We start from the raw sequence: 19,708 nt of genomic DNA on the forward strand, positions 1-19,708 counted from the left end.
AATTTGCTATCATGAACAGAGTTGTGATCACCGGATTGGGTATTTATTCGTGTATTGGAAAAAACCTGGAAGCTGTAAGAGACTCATTATATAAAGGTAAGTCCGGTATTATCCTGGATCCTGCCAGGAAAGCGTTTGGGTATCGCTCAGGGCTGACGGGTTATGTAGACCGTCCGGACCTGAAAGGTATGCTGGATCGCCGTTCCCGTCTCATGATGCCGGAGCAGGCGGAGTTTGCCTACATGAGTACCCGCGAAGCCCTGGCTATGGCGGGACTGGATCAGGATTATCTGGAAAAGAAGGAAGTGGGCCTGTTGTTTGGTAATGACAGTTCTTCCAAGCCAGTGATAGAGGCGACAGACATTATGCGCGAAAAGAAAGATACCATGCTGGTTGGTTCGGGTTCTGTGTTCCAGACCATGAATTCTACCATCAATATGAACCTGGCCACCATTTTCAAACTGAAAGGCATCAACTTCAGTGTGAGTGCGGCTTGTGCCAGTGGTTCCCATGCTATTGGACTGGGGTACATGTTCATCCGCAACGGTATGCAGGACTGTGTGATCTGTGGGGGAGCACAGGAAATCAATATTTATTCCATGGGCAACTTTGACGGTATTGCCGCCTTTTCAGTAAGGGAAAATGATCCTGCAAAGGCCAGCCGTCCGTTCGATAAAGACAGAGATGGCCTGGTACCAAGTGGTGGTGGGGCAACTGTGATACTGGAAAGTATGGAATCGGCACAGCGCCGTGGGGCAACGATCCTGGGGGAGGTGATTGGTTACGGGTTTTCATCAAATGGTGCGCACATTTCTAACCCGACTATCGAAGGGCCGGTGCGTTCTTTGGAAATCGCTTTGAAAGATGCTGGTTTAAAACCGTCAGATGTGGAATACATCAATGCACATGCTACCAGTACCATTGCCGGTGATGCCAGCGAAGCGGCCGCCATCGATCAGGTATTTGGCGAGAGCAGACCGCATGTGAGCTCCACCAAATCAATGACGGGGCATGAGTGCTGGATGGCGGGGGCCAGTGAGATTGTATACTCCATGCTGATGATGCAAAATGGCTTTATAGCGCCGAATATTAACCTGGAAAACCCTGATGGGGCGGCAGCCAGATTAAATATAGCTGATACTACCATTAATAAAGATTTTAATATATTTTTGTCTAATTCTTTTGGATTTGGGGGAACCAACAGTTCTTTGATAGTCCGCAAGTGGAATAATGAATAGCTTGTTGTTAACTGTCAGCACTTTAGAGTATTTATTATAACTTTGAGGCAAAGATCAACGCACAACATTAAGAAGGGTACAGACAGATAAAGGAATACTAAAGACGATTAGGTGACGCGAACTATTTCAAACCAATTTTTAAACACACAACCTATATCTGAGTTAGTTTACACTTGATTATGGATAAGAAAGAGATTATACAAACGACGAATGCATTCCTTGTAGAGGAATTTGAGGCTGATCTGGCTTCCCTGACGCCTGATGCTAACCTGAAAGCTACCCTGGATCTGGATAGCCTGGACTACATCGATCTGGTAGTTGTAATTGAAAATAATTTTGGTTTCAAGGTAAACCCTGAAGATTTCCAGGGTATTGTTACCTTCCAGGACTTTTATGACTACGTAGCCAATCGTCTTAAACAAAAAGAACTGGTATAATGGCTTCCTGGGAGGGAAAGTCGAAAGGGAATAAACTGGGGTACAGCATCTTCATTGGGACATTACGTTATGGAGGCGTTTTGCCTGCCTACATTTTATTAAGGTTTGTAGCCGCATATTATTTCTTATTTTCCTATAGTTCATCTCGCCCTATTTTTCAATATTTTCATACGAAGGTAGGTTATGGCTGGTGGAAGTCATTGTGGAGTGTGTACAGGAATTACTATGTATTCGGACAGGTACTGATCGATAAGGTCATTGTCATGTCCGGATTGTCAAATAAATTTACCTTTGAGTTTGAAGGGGAACAATACCTCAGAGAAATTACCACAGCAGGTAAGGGCGGAATCATGCTCAGTGCCCACCTGGGTAACTGGGAGGTAGCAGGTCACCTGTTTACAAGGTTGGAGACCCGCATTAATATTGTGATGTTTGACGGGGAGCATGAAAGGATCAAAAATTATTTATCCAGTATAACGGGAGAGCGTAATGTGAATATCATTGTTATTAAGGATGATTTGTCGCACATTTACGCCATTAATGAAGCGCTGAGCAATCAGGAGCTGGTATGCATGCATGCGGACCGGTTTCTGACAGGCAACAAAACGGTGAATGCTACCTTTATGGGGCAGGAAGCCAGTTTTCCTGCAGGACCATTCCTGCTGGCAGCCACCTTCAGGGTACCGGTATCACTGGTTTTTGCATTTAAGGAGACAAATACCCATTACCACCTCTATGCTACGCCACCACATGAATATCATGGCAGGCGCCGGCAGGGGGTAGAACTGGCTGTACAGGATTTTGTGCAGGAGCTGGAGGGTATGGTAAAAAAGTATCCGGAGCAATGGTTTAATTATTACGATTTCTGGGAACAGCCTAAAAACAATTAAAAAAGATGTTCATCCATACTGACGACATTACAGCATATATTCCGCAGCGTGCACCGATCGTGATGATCAGTGGTATCCTGGAAGTAAAAGATAATATCACCCGTACCGGCCTTCAGATAGCGCCGGACAACCTGTTTGTAGAAGATGGTGTACTCAAAACTCCAGGTCTGCTGGAGAATATGGCACAGACTGCTGCTGCCAGAGTAGGTTATGTGGCACAACAGGAAAATACCCCGGTCCCAATCGGTTTTATCGGTGCGGTAAAAGATTTTGAAGTGTTTGAATTTCCACCTGCAGGCTCCTTTATCGAAACTACCACGGAGATCGTGAGCCAGGTGTTCAATGCTACCATGGTAGCTGCCAAAGTTCAGTTAAACGGAAAAGTGATGGCTCAGTGTGAGCTCAAAATATTTATAAACCCCTAATCACTTAAAACCATTCTTTATGATGCATGTTAGAAAACAACCTTTTCTTCTGCTGACATTGTTCCTGTTATGTAGTGCAACCATAACCAGTTATGCACAAACCTTAAAAGAATTTTTCGCCAACACTGCTACTCCGCTAACCTATCTGGGCGTAGACTTTTCATTGACGAAGATTCAGGGAGAGGCTGCTACTCCAACGGAAATCAGCACAAAATTTGAACCTATTAATTCTGTCATCATTACTGAAGCAAAAAAATATGACGTAACAGGCTCTTTCAAAAGAGCTGCAGCTGTTATTAATTACCCTGATGCGGTAAACAAAGTAAATGGAGACGCGAATGTGACCAAAATGAAGACTGATAATGTGAGCGATCTGGGCACATTGACACCTGACGACATCAGCAAGCACGTAAAGGTGTATAACCTAAGTGGTAAGACTGGTATTGGGCTGGTATTCATCATGGATGGCATGAGCAAAACAAACAAGGAAGCAGCAATGTATGCGACCCTGATTAACCTGAGCACAAAGAAAGTGCTGCTCACAGAAAAAATAACCGGTAAGGCACAGGGTTTCGGTTTCCGCAACTACTGGGCATATACCGTGTACAAAGTACTGCACACAATTAGTTCCGATAAATATAAAGACTGGGCAAAAACCGCTGCATCAGCTCCTGAAGAAAAGGTAGCAGAAGCACCAAAAGCTGATACAGCAAAGCCGAAAGCCGTCAAGAAAGGCAAGAAGGCCGTGTGATAAAACTGATGAATATATGTACCCGACACTAACGGAAAAGGCCAATATACTGGTAAAGTTTAATGAAGCAGATCCACTGGGAATAGTATGGCATGGTCACTACATACGCTATTTTGAAGACGGCCGCGAAGCCTTTGGAGAAAAGTATGGGTTCCGTTACCTCGATATATATAATCACGGATATTCGGTGCCGGTTGTAAAGGTAGATTGTAATTACAAACGCTCTTTACGCTACGGAGACCGTGTCATTGTGGAAACCACCTATGTAAATACCCGGGCAGCCAAACTGAAGTTTGAGTATAAACTATACAATGCTGCCACCGGAGAACTGGTGGCGGACGGTAGTTCCATGCAGGTATTTCTGGACATTGAGACAAATTCATTGCAACTGACCCTGCCTCCCTTTTTCGAGGAATGGAAAAGGGAGCATGGTCAGCTCGAGCAGACTAAATAAATGAGCGGACATGAGGAATGTGTATGTAGCGGCAGATAATATCTTTTCTCCGCTGGGTAGTACGACAGCTGAAAATTTTGCACAGGTATGCAATGGGCAGAGCGGCATTCGCCTGCATGATGATCCGGCCTTTTCACCGGGTCCTTTTCATGCTGCCATGTTTGCACCCAGAGAGCTGAAGATGACTGCCCATACACGTTTTGAACAGATGCTCATCCGTTCTGTACAGCAGGTACTGGACCAAACCAATATTGATATAAACGATGGGCGTACTGCTTTCATCGTATCCACTACAAAGGGTAATATAGAACTGCTGGAAGAACAGGAAAACCCAGTGATGGCAGAGATGGAACTATTCCATACTGCCCGCAAGGTAGCCACTCACTTTGGTTATACAGCTGATCCGATTGTGGTAAGCAATGCCTGCATCTCCGGATTATTGGCGATACTCACCGCCAGAAGACTGATCCTCTCAGGCAGGTATGACCAGGCAATTGTAACGGGAGCAGATGTGCTGACGAAGTTTGTATTATCCGGTTTCCAGTCATTCCAGGCTGTAAGTCCTGAAGCTTGTCGTCCTTTTGATGCAGCGCGCAAAGGTGTGACATTGGGAGAAGGAGCCGCCACCGTGTTGTTGACTGTTCGCGAAATGGGCATTCGTGTGGGTGCGGGCGCTGTCACAAACGATGCCAATCACATTTCTGGTCCGAGCCGTACAGGTGCAGAACTGAGTTATGCGATGTTGCAGGCACTGAAAGGAACGGGATTAACGCCATCGGATATAGGATTTGTATCCGCACATGGTACTGCTACAATGTACAACGATGAGATGGAGTCCAAAGCCTTACACCTGGCAGGTTTGCTGGAAACACCAGTGAACAGTCTGAAAGGATACTATGGACATACCCTGGGTGCCGCCGGCCTGATAGAAGCTATCATTGGTATGCAGGCGCTACAGCAGGATACAGTGATACCTACACTGGGATTTGAAACACTGGGTGTAAGTCAGCCAGTGTTGGTTAGTAATCAGATAACACATAAACCAATGCAGCATTTCCTGAAAACAGTGTCGGGATTTGGAGGGTGTAATGCTGCAATGGTATTTTCTAAATAGATATACATACAGCATGGAGCTTTTTAGTAAAGAAACAAAGACAGCCCTACAGGCACAGGAAGCAGCCCTGAGACTGGCATTTGCGCCGATCGCATTTCAGGCCACCCGCGCACTGCGTGACTTTGGCATTTTGGAAGTGATCAGCAACAGTGGTCCTGAGGGATTGACGATTGAAGAAGTATTAGAGAAAGTAAAACTGTCTCGTTATGCTGTACGTGTATTGCTGGAGGCGGGGCTCGGTATGGAATTGCTGATTGTAAGTGAAGAGAAGAAGTATGCCCTGACCAAGACAGGTTACTTTATTCAACACGACAGACTGACCCGCATCAATATGGATTTCTCCCAGGATATCTGTTACCTGGGTATGAACCACCTGAAGGAAAGTCTGGAAGAAGGCCGCCCTGCAGGTCTGAAAGAACTGGGTCCATGGGATACCATTTACCCGGGTTTACCACTCCTGCCACCTGAAATTGGCAAGAGCTGGTTCGACTTTGACCATTATTATTCCGATCTGGCCTTTCCACAGGCATTACAGATCGTATTTGCCAATAAACCACGCACCCTGCTTGACATTGGCGGTAATACCGGCAAATGGACACTGGCATGTACAAAACATGACGCCGATGTTCGTGTGACCATGTTTGACCTGCCTGGTGAAATTGAAATTGCTGCGCAAAAGATGAAAGATGAGGGTGTAGCAGATCGTGTATCTTTCCACGAAGCGAATATCCTGGATGAAAGCCTGCCTTTTCCACAGGGATTCGATGCGATCTGGATGAGTCAGTTCCTCGACTGCTTCTCCGAAGAGCAAATTGTATCTATCCTGAAACGTTGCCGTGAAGCGCTGACCGAAAACGGTACTATCTATATCCTGGAACCATTCTGGAACAGGCAGCGTTTTAAGTCAGCGGCATTCAGTCTGCAGCAGACCAGCCTTTACTTTACCGCTATGGCCAATGGAAACAGTCAGATGTACCACACTGACGATTTCTTCAAATGCATTGCTGATGCAGGTCTGCGTATCGTAGAGGAAAACAACCAAATGGGCTTAAATTATACCCTCTTAAAGTGTCAAAAATGAGACAAAAAGTAGACGTCCTGGTCATTGGTGCCGGTCCTTCAGGAACTGTAGCTGCTTCTATCATTAAGCAGGCAGGTTATTCTGTGAAAATCGTCGAGAAATTACAATTCCCCCGCTTTGTGATCGGGGAGAGTTTGTTGCCCCGTTGTATGGAAGCCCTGCATGAAGCCAAATTCATTGATGCAGTTACTGCTCAGGGATTTCAGCAGAAGTTTGGCGCCAAGTTCGTAAAGGGCGACAAGATCTGTGATTTTACTTTTAAAGAGCAATTTACAGAGGGGTGGGATTGGACCTGGCAGGTAACCAGGGCCGATTTTGATAAAGCACTGGCAGATGCTGTAGAAGCAATGGGTGTGCCGGTATGCTACAATACCACTGTGACCAATATCGAATTTAATGGCTCCGGTTCTGTTACTACTGTAGAAGAAGCAGAAGGTAAACAGTATGAGATCGAAGCCCGTTTTATAGTAGATGGAAGTGGCTATGGTCGTGTGATTCCACGCCTCTTCAATCTCGAAAAGAACTCTAACTTACAACCTCGTAAGGCACTGTTTGCCCACACAGTGGATGTAAACAGGTTGCAATATGACGAGCCTAACCGTATTACAGCGGTGGTGCACCGTCCAGGAACCTGGATCTGGATTATTCCATTCAGTTCCGGCAATACTTCGGTAGGTTTTGTAAGTGATCCATCTTTCCATAATGAGTTTTCAGGTACACCAGAAGAGCAGTTCCGGGCTATGCTGGCAGCAGAACCATATACCAGAGAGCGCTTCAAAGACGTAGACCTGGTGTTTGAACCACGTGTACTGGAATCATGGTCAGCCACCACAGATAAGTTCTATGGAGAAGGATTTGTATTAACAGGTAATGTGACCGAATTCCTTGATCCGATCTTCTCATCTGGCGTAACTTTGGCTTGTGTATCTGCACAGACGGCATCTAAACTGGTGATTCGTAAGCTGAAAGGCGAAGCTGTAGATTGGGAAAAGGAATACATGCAACCCACTATGCAGGGGGTGAACACCTTCCGCTCTTATGTGATGGCATGGTATGAAGGTACCCTGGACAAGATCTTCTTTGCAAAGAATATTCAGCAGGATATGAAAAACCAGATATGTTCAGTACTGGCAGGTTATGTATGGGATGAAACCAATCCATATGTAAAGAACCATGAAAAAGGATTGCAACGTCTGGCACGTACCATCGAACTGATGGAAAAGATTGAGGAAGAAGGTAAAAACCTTGCATAGTATCATTTAATAGCGAAGATTTGGATAGCACCGGGCTAAATATAACAGGAAGTGTGGTGATCCGGAACAACCGGATCTACAGGAATAATGAGGTGATCTGGGAGACACCTGAAAATCAGCCATTGCCTGACTTTTTGCGGGCGGCGTATGATCATATTTCAGGGCAGTATCCCAAATTTCATAAGATGGATCATCTCAGCAAGCTGGGATGGCTGGCGGCAGAAGTCCTGTTACAGCACCGACCGTTTACCAGGTATGCACCTGAGCAGGTCGGATTGATATTAGCCAATCGTAGCGCCAGTCTGGATACAGACCTGCGCTATTTTGATTCAATAAAGGAATTTCCCAGTCCGGCGTTGTTTGTATACACGCTGGCCAATATAGTAATGGGGGAGATCAGCATCCGTCATGGATTCAAAGGAGAGAATGCGTTCTTTACTTCGGATCTTTATGATGAGGTGCTGCTCATGGATTATACAAAACAGTTACTGACAGAAGGAGCGGTAAGTGCCGTATTGTGCGGATGGGTAGAGGTGATGGGAAGTGAGTACGAAGTGATCCTTCATCAGATAGAAAAATAATTTCTTTCCGTGGCCCACACAGTGGGGCACGCCGTTTAAAATAAAAATATCATGGAAAATTTGATGGCTACACTCAAAGCCCAGATCATAGAGCAACTGAACCTGCAGGAAGTAAAACCGGAGGATATCGGCGACGATACCCCCCTGTTCAAAGACGGACTGGGACTGGATTCCATCGATGCACTGGAACTGATCGTTCTGCTACAGCAGCATTATCGTATTCGTATTGCCAACCCTGAGCAGGGACCTGAAATCTTTCATTCCGTACGCTCTATTGCCAATTTCATCACAGCACATCAGCAACAAAATCAATAGACCATGGGCGGAAACGATGTTTGGGTATTAGGTGGTGGCGTCATTTGCGGTATTGGTAACAACGTACCGGAGTGTATTGCGGCTTTCCGGCAAATGAAGCCGGGCATGACCACTATGCAATACCTGACCTCTACACATCGCGACAGCTTTCCGGTAGTAGAAGTAAAGGCTGACAACGCTACGCTGGCAGCAAAGTCAGGTCTCCCTGCCCACATCAGTAGAACAGCACTGCTCAGTGCCGTTGCTGTAAAGGAAGCATGGGAGAGCGCAAGGCTGGGCAATATCCGCGAATACCGGGTAGGTCTCGTCTCAGCCAATACCGTAGGGGGTATGGACAAAACGGAAGACTTCTTCGCCGAATACCTGCAGGATAATCAATCCGGCAGATTGCGCGATGTAGTCAACCACGAATGTGGCAGCATCACTGAACTGGTAGCCGATATGCTGGGCATCCGCCATCATGTATCTACTATCAGTACAGCTTGTTCTTCCTCTGCAAATGCGATTATGTATGGCGCCAGATTGCTCAAAAACAACCTGGTCGACGTTGTGATTGCAGGAGGTACGGATGCCCTGACCCGCTTCACCCTCAATGGATTTAACACCCTCATGATCCTCGATCAGAAAGCCTGTCGTCCATTTGACGATACCCGCACTGGTCTGAACCTTGGAGAAGGCGCCGGCTACATCGTAATGGTCAGCGATGCCATTGCACAAAAGATGGACATCCAGCCATGGTGTAAACTGACGGGTTATGCCAATGCCAATGATGCTTACCACCAAACGGCTTCTTCGCCTGATGGTATTGGTAACTACCTGGCTATGCAGCAAGCGATGGAAATGGCAGGCATCACTACTGAGGACATGAGTTATATCAACCTGCATGGTACAGGTACACTCAACAATGATCTGTCAGAAGGTACTGCCATTCAGCGTTTATTTGGGAATGCCGTGCCTCCGGCCAGCAGCACCAAATCGTTCACCGGTCACACATTGGGTGCCAGTGGTGGTATAGAAGCTGTATTTGCTGCACTGGCAGTGAAAGAGGGTTATCTTTACCCCAATGCACAATTCAGCCATCAGATGAAGGAACTGAACTTTTCGCCGGTGACAAAATTTTCAGAAGGCAATGTGATCAACAATGTCATGTCAAACTCTTTTGGATTCGGCGGAAACTGTTCCAGCCTTGTCTTCTCGAAGGAAAATAGTTAGGAACTATGAACATTTACATAAATGGAACGGGTTGTGTCTCGCCGCTGGAAACAGCGATAGAAGGGCGTTTGCCATCGGCCGCGCCTTTGTACGACAATATCCGTCTCAAAGCGGCAGAACCTGATTACAAGCAATGGATCGACATCAAGATGATCCGCAGGATGAGCCGTGTCATTAAAATGGGCGTAGCTGCAGCACAATTGAGTCTTCAGGAAGCTGGGATTTCCAAACCGGAAGGCATCATCACAGGCACTGCATATGGTTGCCTGGATGATACAGGTGTGTTCCTCACCAAAATGGTTAACCAGAACGAAGAAATGCTGACACCAACGGCATTCATACAGTCTACCCACAATACAGTGGCTGGACAGATAGCTCTTCTACTGGAATGCCATGCTTATAATAATACTTTTGTACACAAGGGCTTTTCTTTCGAACATGCACTCATAGATAGTATCATGCAGCTGCGCGAAGGAAAGATATCCAACATACTGGCAGGGGCGATGGATGAGCTGACGAATCACAGCTTTAATATCCTTTCCCGTTTCAATTTATTTAAACATGCGCATGCCGGAGAAGGCGCCGCCTGCTTTGTGCTCAGCACAAAGCAGGGGCCGAATGCCATTGCGAAACTGAAAGGAGTGTCTGTGTTGTATAAACCGGATTCTTTTGAAGAAGTGGCTGCTGATATCGTTGGTTTTCTTGCCGCACATAATTGTAGTCAGGAAGATGTAGACCTGGTTATTACAGGTCGTAACGGTGACCCGGCAGGGGATGCGTGGTATGAGCATGTGGAGAATAAGTTATTTAGTGAGTTGCCTGTGGCGCATTTTAAACATCTGTGCGGAGAGTATCCTACTGCCAATGCATTCGGTACCTGGATGGCCAGCAGAATCATTGCCAGCCAGGAAGTTTCACCTGCTGTATTATTCAAGGGAAATGCGCCATCATCGATAAAGAAGGTATTGTTGTACAATCATCATGATGCTACGCATCATTCGATGATCCTCTTATCAATATGCTGACACACCGGAATACAAATATCGTCCTGATTGCACTTATTGCACTGTTTCTATGGCTGTCATTGCCATGGTGGGCATTTGTATTGCTGTTTATTCCTTATTCAGGCGCACTCGTATGGGGCGCCATGCAGATTCAGTCGGGCTTTTTTCTGAAAGCAGTATGTGCTGCAGAGACCTCAGAGAAAGTAGTGGCCCTGACATTTGACGATGGTCCACTCACTGAATTTACCCCACAGATACTCGATATTTTACACAAAGCACAGGCACCTGCTGCTTTCTTTTGCATTGGCAACAGGATAGCAGGACAGGAAGCTTTGCTGAATAGAATAGATGCAGAAGGACATGTGATCGGGAATCACAGCTTCTCCCATCACTTCTGGTTTGACCTGTTTCCTGCAAAGAAAATGCTGGCAGAATTACAACAGGTAGATTCCGCTATTGAACAGGTGACAGGCAAAAGGCCCCGCCTCTTCCGCCCACCCTATGGTGTGACAAATCCGAATGTACGCAGGGCTGTACAGAGAGGAAAATACACGGCCATTGGCTGGAATATCCGTTCGCTGGATACAGTGGCCAAACAGGCAGATGAACTGATGAACAGGATTTTGTCTGGTTTGAAACCTGGTGCTGTCATTCTCATGCATGATTCAATCCCCCTCACAGTAGAAATACTGCCGGCATTGATCGCGCACATCCGTGAACAGGGATATACTATTAAAAGAATTGATCAATTACTAAATATACCCGCATATGCGTAGATGGATAATAGCATTGATAATGATGTGTGGTGTGGTGCAGGCAAATGCCCAACAGCATCAGGGATATAAACCGGTAGCAGACATAGCTGGTTTCAAGCAGCAGTTTGCCACAGCCTCCCGTCAGACGCAGTCTATACAATGTGATTTCGTGCAGGAAAAGAACCTGAGCATGTTGGCAGACAAGATCACTTCCAAAGGTAAGTTCTGGTTCAAGAAAGAAAATAAGGTAAGAATGGAGTATACCACTCCATCGTACTACCTGCTGGTGATGAATGGCAAAGACATCAAAACTAAAGATGGTCAGAAAGAAAGTCATGTATCTACAAAGGGCAACAAACTGTTCGAGCAGATCAACAAGATCACTGTGGATTGTGTACAGGGGAATGTAGTGGACAATGCAGATTTTAAAACCACCATCCTTGAAAGCACCGCTGGTTACCTGCTGGAAATGACACCAGTGAACAAACAGCTGGCACAGTACTTCAAGACGATCGTACTGCTGGTAGACAAGAAAGATCTGACTGTGAATAAGATTGAGATGTACGAAGCCGGTGGAGACAATACCACCATCAGCTTTCTGCACAAACAACTGAATGTAAATATACCGGATGCGACTTTTGCTGCTAAATAGTCTGTTGCTACTATGCATACTGACCAGCTGTACCAATGTATACAAAGACCTGCGACAGACAACGGGCGATCCTGCCTGCATTACGCAGTTCAGACCACAGTTTGACAATACATTGTACAGCACACAGGTAGATGTGATGAAACATCACCTGAGTGGTTTACTGTTTTTCAAGCAAATGCCGGATAGCAGTCAGCGGGTGGTGTTTGCAAATGAGATGGGCTTTAAATTCTTCGACTTTGAGTTTACAAAAGACGGACAGTTCATCAAGCATTACATGATGGAAAAGATGGATAAGAAGGCGGTCGTGAAGACGTTGAGAGGGGATTTTGAGCTGGTATTATTACATCCTGATTTACGGCAGGCAACAGTTAAGAAGGATGATAAGTTTCGCTATGTAGTCGTGCCTACAGCAAAAGGGAACAACTATTATATCACCGACACTACCTGTACAAAGCTGGAAAGGGTTGAAAAATCATCTTCCCGCAAACCGGTAGTAAAAGCCTGGCTCACGGATTATAAAAATGGTGTGCCGGATACAATCCTGATCAGACATCAGGGATTCAAATTTAATATTTCACTACAACGCGTACAGAAATAATGTTAGCAGGAAAATTATATACACTGGAACAGACATTACAGGAGGCAGCAGACAGCGCCACTTATCGTATCGTGCTGAATGCGCAGCATCCTGTATTTGAAGGCCATTTCCCCGGGCGCCCTGTGGTACCTGGTGTAACGATGATTCAAACCATCCAGGAACTACTGGAAGGCAAGTTACAGCAGAAGGTGGTGCTGAAAAAAGCCAGCCAGATGAAGTTCCTGAACATGATCGATCCAAATGCAAACCCGCAGGTGGACGTGACTATTCAGCACAAGGAACAGGAAGGAGAAATCAAAGTGACAGCCTCGCTGAAGTTTGATGTGCTCACATTTATGAAATTTCAGGGATCATTCGTAACCGCTTCATGACGGAACAGCCAATATACAACGATCAGTTTTCGGCACGCAAAGTAGCCGTATTGATTCCTACCTACAACAATGCCGGCACACTCAAAGCTGTGCTACAGGATGTATTATCCTATACTCACCACGTGATTGTTGTGAACGATGGCAGCACGGATAGTACTACTGCTATCCTGGATGAGTTTCCGCACCTTCAACGGGTGGAGTACACGCCTAACAAAGGAAAAGGTATTGCCCTGCGCAGAGGCTTTAAGTACGCCATGCAGCAGGGGTATGATTATGTGATCACTATGGATGCTGATGGGCAGCACTTTGCTTCAGACCTGCCGGTGATGTTGGACATGGTGAGCACGCATCCTAAGTCCATCGTGATTGGTGCACGTAATTTGCAACAGGAAAACATGCCCGGCAAAAATACATTTGCCAACAAGTTTTCCAACTTCTGGTTCTATGTGGAAACAGGGTTGAAAATGCCGGACACACAATCCGGTTATCGCCTGTATCCAATATATGCCATGAAGGGCATGCACTTCTGGTGTACAAAATATGAATTTGAAATAGAAGTAATGGTGCGCAGTGCCTGGAAGGGTATAGGCATCGATTCAGCGCCTGTAAAGGTATATTATCCGCCAGCAGAAGAGCGGGTTTCTCACTTCCGCCCGCTGCGTGATTTTTCCCGTATCAGTGTATTGAACACGGTATTGGTGCTGATCACTTTTCTGTATATCAAGCCACGTGACTTTATCCGCTACCTCTTCAAAAAGGAGAGCTGGAAGAGTATCTGGAATGATCATATTCTGAACAGGAATGAATCCAATGCGAAGAAGGCAGCAGCCATCGCGTTGGGGGTGTTCCTGGGTATCGTACCCATCTGGGGTTTTCAGCTACTGAGCGCTTACCTGCTGGCAGCGAGATTAAAACTCAACAAGGCTTTGGTACTGATAGCATGTAATATCAGCGTACCGCCCATGATCCCTTTTATCATCTTTGTCAGCTTTGCAACAGGTAAGTTCTGGATGAAAAATGGCAGTATGACCATCAACTTTAGCAAGCAACTGAGCTTTGAAACGGTGAAGCTGAACTTTGAACAATATCTCTATGGTAGTATTACGCTTTCGATCGTGGCCGGCTTGCTGGCAGGATTGATAGTGTATGCATTACTTTCTATATTCAGGAACGATCCTGTAAAACAAGACCAGCCAATTTAGTTAAGCATTATCAGTATGGGCAAATTATTCGTAGGCATATACAATTTCTTTGATCGTCACAAAGCATGGTGCTGGGCCTGTATGCTATTCAGTTTTGTACTGGTAGGCGTAGGGGCATGGCAGATCCGGCTGGAAGAGGATATTACCCGTATTCTGCCCCAGGATAAAACCCTCGATAAGCTACAGCAGGTGTTCAATGATTCACACTTTGCTGATAAGCTGGTCATCACTATTTCACAAAAAGACAGTACTGCTGCTGCACAACCTGATAGTCTTACTGCATTTGCCGGTGAACTTGCCGATAGTGCAAAAATACACCTGGCTCCCTGGATGAACCAGATCCAGGCACAGGTACAGGATAGTACCGTGCTGGATATGATGCAGGTAATGCAGGATCATCTGCCTGTATTCCTGGAAGAACAGGATTATGCACGTATCGATTCACTCATCACACCTGAGCGATTACAGCAATCATTGCAAAGCAATTATAACACCCTGATCTCACCGGCAGGACTGGTGGTGAAAAAAGTGATCGGCGTGGATCCTACCGGCATGTCCTGGCTGGGTATCAAGAAATTACAACACTTACAATACGACGACCATTTTGAGCTGTATGATGGTTACATCATGACGAAAGACCATCAGCACATCTTAATGTTTATCACTCCCAGGTATCCTCCCAGTGCAACGGGAAAGAACACTGTTTTCTTAGATGAACTACAGGCGCAGATCGATTCATTGCAGGGATATCATTCATTTACGACCGCTTCTTATTTTGGAGGAACGGCTGTATCAGCAGGTAATGCGATACAGTTGAAAAAGGACCTGGTGCTTACACTGAGCATTACCATTGTTGTATTTGTGATACTGATTCCACTGTATTTCCGTAAGAAGAGAGCAGCGGTATTACTGATGCTGCCGGTAGTATTCGGTGGCTTATTTTCACTGGCCTGCATCTGGCTGGTACAGGGTAGCATCTCTGGTATTGCATTGGGTGTAGGTGCGGTGGTATTGGGGATTGCGATCAACTACTCCCTGCATGTATTTAACCATTACCGACATTTCCCCGATATCCGTGAGGTGATCAATGACCTTGCGACACCGATGACGATCGGTAGCTTTACAACGATCGGTGGTTTCTTTTGTTTACAGTTCATAGCATCTCCTATTTTGCAGGATGTGGGCATCTTTGCTGCATTCAGTCTGATAGGGGCTGCATTATTCTCCCTTATTTTCTTACCGCATCTGATTGTATTAGGGAAGAGAGAAGAAGTAGCTCATCATGACACCTGGTTAGATAAGATCTCTACTTATAAACCGGAGAAAAATAAATGGCTGGTAGGTGCTATTCTTGTGTTGACGGTGATCTTCTTCTTTACTATGAAGAATGTAGCTTTTGAAAGCGATATGATGCGTATGAACTTTATGCGTCCTGAGCTGAAAGAAGCAGAAGCTACCCTCAATAAGGTCAATGCTTACACTGCGCAATCCGTATACCTGATCACCGAAGGTCCCGACCTGGAAACCGCCTTGCAACGCAGCGAAGCATTGCTGCCAAAGGTGGATCAGTTACAACAACAGGGTGTTGTGAAAAAGTATACTGGTGTGAATGTATTGTTACTTTCGAATCAGGAACAACAACGTCGTATCCAAAGATGGAACGCATACTGGACACCTGAGAAGAAACAACAGGTCATTGCGTATCTGCAACAGCATGGTCCTGCTGTAGGTTTTAAACCCGCTGCCTTCGAACCATTTGCACACTGGCTCACCCAGCACTTCGAACATATACCGGATGCGACCTTACAGAATCTGCGTACAGGGTCATTAGGCGATTTTATCACAGAAAAGCATGGCGAAATATCGCTCGTAACGCTGCTGAAAGTAGATCCTGCACAGAAAAAGACAGTCTACGAAAAGTTGGAACACGATCCCAATACCACCATTCTCGACAAGCAATATGTAACGAACCGTTTAGTGGTCGTATTACAAAATGAATTCAGCAGCATTGCCTGGATGACTTCATTGCTGGTATTCTTTGCATTGTTACTCTCATACGGTCGTATAGAACTCACCATCATCACCTTTATCCCCATGGCCATCAGCTGGGTGTGGATATTGGGTATCATGGGGCTGTTTGGTATCCGTTTCAATATTGTGAATATTATTCTCAGTACATTCATCTTTGGTCTGGGTGACGATTACAGCATCTTTACCATGGATGGGTTATTGCAACGATACAAGACAGGGAAAGAAGAGAATCTGTCTTCATTCCGTTCTTCCATTTTCCTGTCAGCGATCACTACTATCATAGGTCTGGGGGTGATGATCTTTGCAAAACACCCTTCCCTGAAGTCGCTGGCATTGATCTCTATCATTGGTATCACCTCTGTAGTGTTGGTATCACAGGTATTGATTCCGTTCCTGTTCAACTGGCTCATTACCAACAGGGTCAATAAAGGCAGGGCGCCGTGGACACTGCATGGCTGGCTGAAGTCAGTATTTTCTTTCACTTATTTTGTATTCGGTTGTCTGCTTATGACGGTGATAGGATGGTTCCTGCTCCGTGTCAATCCATTCAATAGAAAAGTTGGTAAGCAATTATATCATCGCGTATTATCAAAATACACATGGTCTGTGATATACATCATGGGCAATGTAAAAAAGAAGATCATCAATCCTTTGGGTGAAAAGCTGGATAAGCCAGCTGTCATCATCAGTAATCATACGTCATTCCTCGATATCCTGGTGTCTACTATGCTGCATCCGAATGTGGTGCTGCTCACCAGTAAGTGGGTATGGAACTCACCTGTATTTGGTGCAGTGGTGAGAATGGCTGATTACTACCCGGTGGCAGATGGTGCAGAAGGTAGTATTGAGAAACTGAAAGAACAGGTAGACAATGGCTACTCTATAGTAGTATATCCTGAAGGTACCCGCTCTCCTGACGGTAAAATGAAACGCTTCCACAAAGGTGCTTTCTATATTGCAGAACAGTTAGGACTTGATATTTTACCAATCATTATTCATGGCACGGGTTACACCATGAGTAAGAATGACTTCCTGCTCAAGGATGGTCATATCACGGTGAAATACCTGCCCCGTATTGCACCCGGCGATAGCTATGCTGCACGTACCAAGGAGGTGAGCCGTTATTTCAAAGCAGAGTACGAAGTGCTGCGTCAGTCCATAGAAACGCCTGCCTACTATCGTGAGCAGATGATCTATAACTATATCTACAAAGGCCCGGTATTGGAATGGTACATGCGTATCAAAACCAAACTGGAAGGTAACTATGAACTGTTCGATGAGCTGTTGCCAAAGAAAGGGCGTATACTGGATGTAGGCTGTGGATATGGATTCCTGAGTTATATGCTCCACTGGATGTCGCCTGACAGAGTGATTAAGGGTATTGATTATGATGAAGATAAGATCATCACTGCACAGCATGGCTACCTGAAAGGAGAGCAGCTGTCATTTGAATGCGTAGACGTAACCAATTATACATTTGACAGGTACGATGCATTTGTAATTACAGATGTATTGCACTACCTGCAAGCGGACGAGCAGGCAAAAGTACTGTCAGCGTGCATCAATCAACTGGAACCGGGTGGCGTGATCATAGTAAGGGATGGAGATAGTGACCTCACCGAAAGGCATGAAGGTACCCGTCTCACTGAATTCTTTTCTACCAAACTGCTTGGGTTCAACAAGACAAAAGATAAACCCTTGTCTTTCTTCTCCTCATCCGCAATCGCCAACATTGTAGCAGCTAATGGCGCCGTGATGGAGAAAATTGATAACACGCGTTATACCTCGAATGTTATTTTTATTATCAAAAAGTTACCCCCTGAAGATGCAGCAATATGATGTCATAATTATCGGAAGTGGCCTGGGCAGTTTAGTTTGCGGAGTCATCCTCGGCAAGTATGGTTATCGCGTTTGTTTATATGAAAAGAACAGGCAGATAGGTGGATGTCTGCAAACTTATTCGCGCGACAAGGCAATTATTGATTCCGGTGTACACTATCTGGGTGGCCTGGAAGATGGACAAACCCTTCACAAAGTGTTCAGGTACCTGGGTGTACTGAACAACATGAAGCTGCTTCGTATGGAGATGGATGGTTTCGATCATATCCATTTCGGCAACGAGCCGCAGGTGTACAAAATAGCCCAGGGACGTGATAACTTTATTCAGCAACTGTTAACATCTTTTCCAAAAGAAAAGGATGCCTTGCATGCCTATGTAAACAAACTGGAAGAAGTATGTGGCAAATTCCCACTCTTTAACCTGAGAATGGGTAGTGCCGCTGAAAAGGAAAGTGTAATGGGCGAAGAGGTCTGCGCATTTCTGCGAAGTATCACGGATGATGAACGCCTGCAACATGTACTTGCCGGGAATAACATGCTCTATGCCGGTTTTCCTGAAAAAACACCGTTGTATGTACACGCCCTGGTACAACACAGCTATATAGAAAGTGCCTGGAAATGTATAGACGGTGGTTCCATCATTGCCCGTAGCCTGAACAAGACGATCCGTGCACAGGGTGGTGACATCATTCGCAATACGGAAGTAAAGGAAATCGTAGAGAAAGATGGGAAGGTGAGCCATATCGTACTGGAAGACGGTAAGGAAATAGAAGGAAAGTATTTCATTTCCGGTCTGCACCCTGCCCGTACCATCGGTATGTTAAAAGGTGACGGATTGCGTAATGCTTACAAGTCCCGCATTAACTCACTGGAAAATACGCCCGGTACCTTTATGATCAATGTGGTACTGAAGCCCAATACTTTCCCATACCTGAATCACAACATATATCATCACGCCACTTCCAATGCATGGGATGGCATTAATTATACAGCGGACAACTGGCCGCTGACTTACGCCATGTTCGTATCGGCGAGTAACGGTCACGAGGAATATGCTGATAACCTGTCTATTATGACCTATATGCGTTACGAAGATGTGGCGCAATGGCATGATACCTTTAATACTGATGATAAGCCACACGAACGGGATGCCAGTTACCAGGAATTTAAAACGGAGAAAGCTGAAAAGCTGCTGGATATGGTCTCGGAGCAATATCCACACCTGCGTAGCTGCATCCATTCCATGTATGTGGCCACACCACTCACGTACCGCGACTACCTGAACATTCCGGAAGGTAGTATGTACGGCGTAGTCAAAGATGCTAGAGAACCGTTAAAGTCTATGATTCCTGCAGCAACCAGAATACCTAATTTGTATCTTACAGGCCAAAATCTGAACTTACATGGTATTTTGGGTGTAACGATGAGTGCGGTGCTGACCTGTGCGGGGTTAGTAGATATTGAAACCATCGTGGAAGAGATAAATAAGAGTTAAGAAATTATAT

General features: G+C 45.6%; 20 protein-coding genes. All 20 read left to right on the plus strand.

Features of this window, described 5'->3' with window-relative positions:
- Positions 1–11: 11 nt before the first annotated feature.
- The 20 genes from BW716_RS04610 (at position 12) to BW716_RS04705 (ending at position 19,698) form a co-directional block, all read left to right on the plus strand.
- Entirely contained in the window at positions 12–1,238 is a 1,227-nt protein-coding gene (locus tag BW716_RS04610) for a beta-ketoacyl synthase (protein WP_083721348.1), read from the plus strand.
- 179 nt (positions 1,239–1,417) lie between these two features.
- The gene (locus BW716_RS04615) at positions 1,418–1,675 is read left to right on the plus strand and encodes a phosphopantetheine-binding protein (protein WP_083721349.1); all 258 of its coding nucleotides are present in this window, start codon (positions 1,418–1,420) and stop codon (positions 1,673–1,675) included.
- Positions 1,675–2,565 carry a lipid A biosynthesis acyltransferase gene (locus tag BW716_RS04620; protein WP_083721350.1) on the plus strand — a complete coding sequence of 297 codons (891 nt, stop codon included), beginning with the start codon at positions 1,675–1,677 and terminating at the stop codon, positions 2,563–2,565. The genes BW716_RS04615 and BW716_RS04620 overlap by 1 nt, the downstream gene beginning before the upstream one ends.
- Before the next feature lie 5 nt (positions 2,566–2,570).
- Entirely contained in the window at positions 2,571–2,990 is a 420-nt protein-coding gene (locus tag BW716_RS04625; protein ID WP_083721351.1) for a hypothetical protein, read from the plus strand.
- A 19-nt stretch (positions 2,991–3,009) separates the two neighbouring features.
- A complete protein-coding gene (locus BW716_RS04630) occupies positions 3,010–3,741 on the plus strand; it encodes a hypothetical protein (RefSeq protein ID WP_083721352.1) in 732 nt (243 codons plus the stop codon).
- Positions 3,742–3,757: 16 nt separating this feature from the next.
- Complete coding sequence (locus BW716_RS04635; RefSeq protein ID WP_083721353.1) at positions 3,758–4,195, plus strand: thioesterase family protein; 438 nt, start codon at positions 3,758–3,760, stop codon at positions 4,193–4,195.
- A 10-nt stretch (positions 4,196–4,205) separates the two neighbouring features.
- Positions 4,206–5,309 (plus strand): beta-ketoacyl synthase, encoded by a 1,104-nt coding sequence (locus BW716_RS04640; protein WP_083721354.1) that lies wholly within the window; start codon positions 4,206–4,208, stop codon positions 5,307–5,309.
- A 13-nt stretch (positions 5,310–5,322) separates the two neighbouring features.
- Entirely contained in the window at positions 5,323–6,390 is a 1,068-nt protein-coding gene (locus BW716_RS04645) for a methyltransferase (protein ID WP_083721355.1), read from the plus strand.
- Positions 6,387–7,643, plus strand: a complete 1,257-nt coding sequence (locus tag BW716_RS04650) for an NAD(P)/FAD-dependent oxidoreductase (RefSeq protein ID WP_083721356.1) — start codon at positions 6,387–6,389, stop codon at positions 7,641–7,643. Before BW716_RS04645 ends, BW716_RS04650 begins: the two co-directional genes overlap by 4 nt.
- A 20-nt stretch (positions 7,644–7,663) precedes the next feature.
- A complete protein-coding gene (locus BW716_RS04655; RefSeq protein WP_220388712.1) occupies positions 7,664–8,224 on the plus strand; it encodes a hypothetical protein in 561 nt (186 codons plus the stop codon).
- 51 nt (positions 8,225–8,275) lie between these two features.
- Complete coding sequence (locus BW716_RS04660; RefSeq protein ID WP_083721357.1) at positions 8,276–8,539, plus strand: phosphopantetheine-binding protein; 264 nt, start codon at positions 8,276–8,278, stop codon at positions 8,537–8,539.
- 3 nt (positions 8,540–8,542) lie between these two features.
- A complete protein-coding gene (locus BW716_RS04665; protein ID WP_083721358.1) occupies positions 8,543–9,751 on the plus strand; it encodes a beta-ketoacyl-[acyl-carrier-protein] synthase family protein in 1,209 nt (402 codons plus the stop codon).
- A gap of 5 nt (positions 9,752–9,756) precedes the next feature.
- Positions 9,757–10,776 (plus strand): beta-ketoacyl synthase chain length factor, encoded by a 1,020-nt coding sequence (locus BW716_RS04670; protein ID WP_083721359.1) that lies wholly within the window; start codon positions 9,757–9,759, stop codon positions 10,774–10,776.
- Positions 10,770–11,531 (plus strand): polysaccharide deacetylase family protein, encoded by a 762-nt coding sequence (locus BW716_RS04675; RefSeq protein WP_083721360.1) that lies wholly within the window; start codon positions 10,770–10,772, stop codon positions 11,529–11,531. The genes BW716_RS04670 and BW716_RS04675 overlap by 7 nt, the downstream gene beginning before the upstream one ends.
- Positions 11,524–12,162 carry an outer membrane lipoprotein carrier protein LolA gene (locus BW716_RS04680; protein ID WP_083721361.1) on the plus strand — a complete coding sequence of 213 codons (639 nt, stop codon included), beginning with the start codon at positions 11,524–11,526 and terminating at the stop codon, positions 12,160–12,162. Before BW716_RS04675 ends, BW716_RS04680 begins: the two co-directional genes overlap by 8 nt.
- The gene (locus tag BW716_RS04685; protein WP_083721362.1) at positions 12,140–12,760 is read left to right on the plus strand and encodes a hypothetical protein; all 621 of its coding nucleotides are present in this window, start codon (positions 12,140–12,142) and stop codon (positions 12,758–12,760) included. The genes BW716_RS04680 and BW716_RS04685 overlap by 23 nt, the downstream gene beginning before the upstream one ends.
- Positions 12,760–13,131, plus strand: a complete 372-nt coding sequence (locus BW716_RS04690; protein ID WP_083721363.1) for a hypothetical protein — start codon at positions 12,760–12,762, stop codon at positions 13,129–13,131. The genes BW716_RS04685 and BW716_RS04690 overlap by 1 nt, the downstream gene beginning before the upstream one ends.
- Positions 13,128–14,333, plus strand: a complete 1,206-nt coding sequence (locus BW716_RS04695; RefSeq protein ID WP_083721364.1) for a DUF2062 domain-containing protein — start codon at positions 13,128–13,130, stop codon at positions 14,331–14,333. Before BW716_RS04690 ends, BW716_RS04695 begins: the two co-directional genes overlap by 4 nt.
- Before the next feature lie 15 nt (positions 14,334–14,348).
- Positions 14,349–18,203, plus strand: a complete 3,855-nt coding sequence (locus BW716_RS04700; protein WP_083721365.1) for a trifunctional MMPL family transporter/lysophospholipid acyltransferase/class I SAM-dependent methyltransferase — start codon at positions 14,349–14,351, stop codon at positions 18,201–18,203.
- Complete coding sequence (locus tag BW716_RS04705; protein ID WP_083721366.1) at positions 18,190–19,698, plus strand: NAD(P)/FAD-dependent oxidoreductase; 1,509 nt, start codon at positions 18,190–18,192, stop codon at positions 19,696–19,698. The genes BW716_RS04700 and BW716_RS04705 overlap by 14 nt, the downstream gene beginning before the upstream one ends.
- Positions 19,699–19,708: the final 10 nt, after the last annotated feature.

The organism is [Flexibacter] sp. ATCC 35208, assembly GCF_001975825.1.
GTDB lineage: Bacteria > Bacteroidota > Bacteroidia > Chitinophagales > Chitinophagaceae > Chitinophaga.

Excerpts from the sequence above, each read along its gene's own strand:
- BW716_RS04640 (WP_083721354.1), top strand. The coding sequence starts at position 4,206 with ATGAGGAATGTGTATGTAGCGGCAGATAATATCTTTTCTCCGCTGGGT.
- BW716_RS04660 (WP_083721357.1), top strand. The coding sequence starts at position 8,276 with ATGGAAAATTTGATGGCTACACTCAAAGCCCAGATCATAGAGCAACTG.
- BW716_RS04665 (WP_083721358.1), top strand. The coding sequence starts at position 8,543 with ATGGGCGGAAACGATGTTTGGGTATTAGGTGGTGGCGTCATTTGCGGT.
- BW716_RS04630 (WP_083721352.1), top strand. The coding sequence starts at position 3,010 with ATGATGCATGTTAGAAAACAACCTTTTCTTCTGCTGACATTGTTCCTG.
- BW716_RS04705 (WP_083721366.1), top strand. The coding sequence starts at position 18,190 with ATGCAGCAATATGATGTCATAATTATCGGAAGTGGCCTGGGCAGTTTA.
- BW716_RS04625 (WP_083721351.1), top strand. The coding sequence starts at position 2,571 with ATGTTCATCCATACTGACGACATTACAGCATATATTCCGCAGCGTGCA.
- BW716_RS04620 (WP_083721350.1), top strand. The coding sequence starts at position 1,675 with ATGGCTTCCTGGGAGGGAAAGTCGAAAGGGAATAAACTGGGGTACAGC.
- BW716_RS04645 (WP_083721355.1), top strand. The coding sequence starts at position 5,323 with ATGGAGCTTTTTAGTAAAGAAACAAAGACAGCCCTACAGGCACAGGAA.
- BW716_RS04690 (WP_083721363.1), top strand. The coding sequence starts at position 12,760 with ATGTTAGCAGGAAAATTATATACACTGGAACAGACATTACAGGAGGCA.
- BW716_RS04685 (WP_083721362.1), top strand. The coding sequence starts at position 12,140 with ATGCGACTTTTGCTGCTAAATAGTCTGTTGCTACTATGCATACTGACC.
- BW716_RS04615 (WP_083721349.1), top strand. The coding sequence starts at position 1,418 with ATGGATAAGAAAGAGATTATACAAACGACGAATGCATTCCTTGTAGAG.
- BW716_RS04680 (WP_083721361.1), top strand. The coding sequence starts at position 11,524 with ATGCGTAGATGGATAATAGCATTGATAATGATGTGTGGTGTGGTGCAG.
- BW716_RS04675 (WP_083721360.1), top strand. The coding sequence starts at position 10,770 with ATGCTGACACACCGGAATACAAATATCGTCCTGATTGCACTTATTGCA.
- BW716_RS04695 (WP_083721364.1), top strand. The coding sequence starts at position 13,128 with ATGACGGAACAGCCAATATACAACGATCAGTTTTCGGCACGCAAAGTA.
- BW716_RS04650 (WP_083721356.1), top strand. The coding sequence starts at position 6,387 with ATGAGACAAAAAGTAGACGTCCTGGTCATTGGTGCCGGTCCTTCAGGA.
- BW716_RS04610 (WP_083721348.1), top strand. The coding sequence starts at position 12 with ATGAACAGAGTTGTGATCACCGGATTGGGTATTTATTCGTGTATTGGA.
- BW716_RS04700 (WP_083721365.1), top strand. The coding sequence starts at position 14,349 with ATGGGCAAATTATTCGTAGGCATATACAATTTCTTTGATCGTCACAAA.
- BW716_RS04670 (WP_083721359.1), top strand. The coding sequence starts at position 9,757 with ATGAACATTTACATAAATGGAACGGGTTGTGTCTCGCCGCTGGAAACA.
- BW716_RS04635 (WP_083721353.1), top strand. The coding sequence starts at position 3,758 with ATGTACCCGACACTAACGGAAAAGGCCAATATACTGGTAAAGTTTAAT.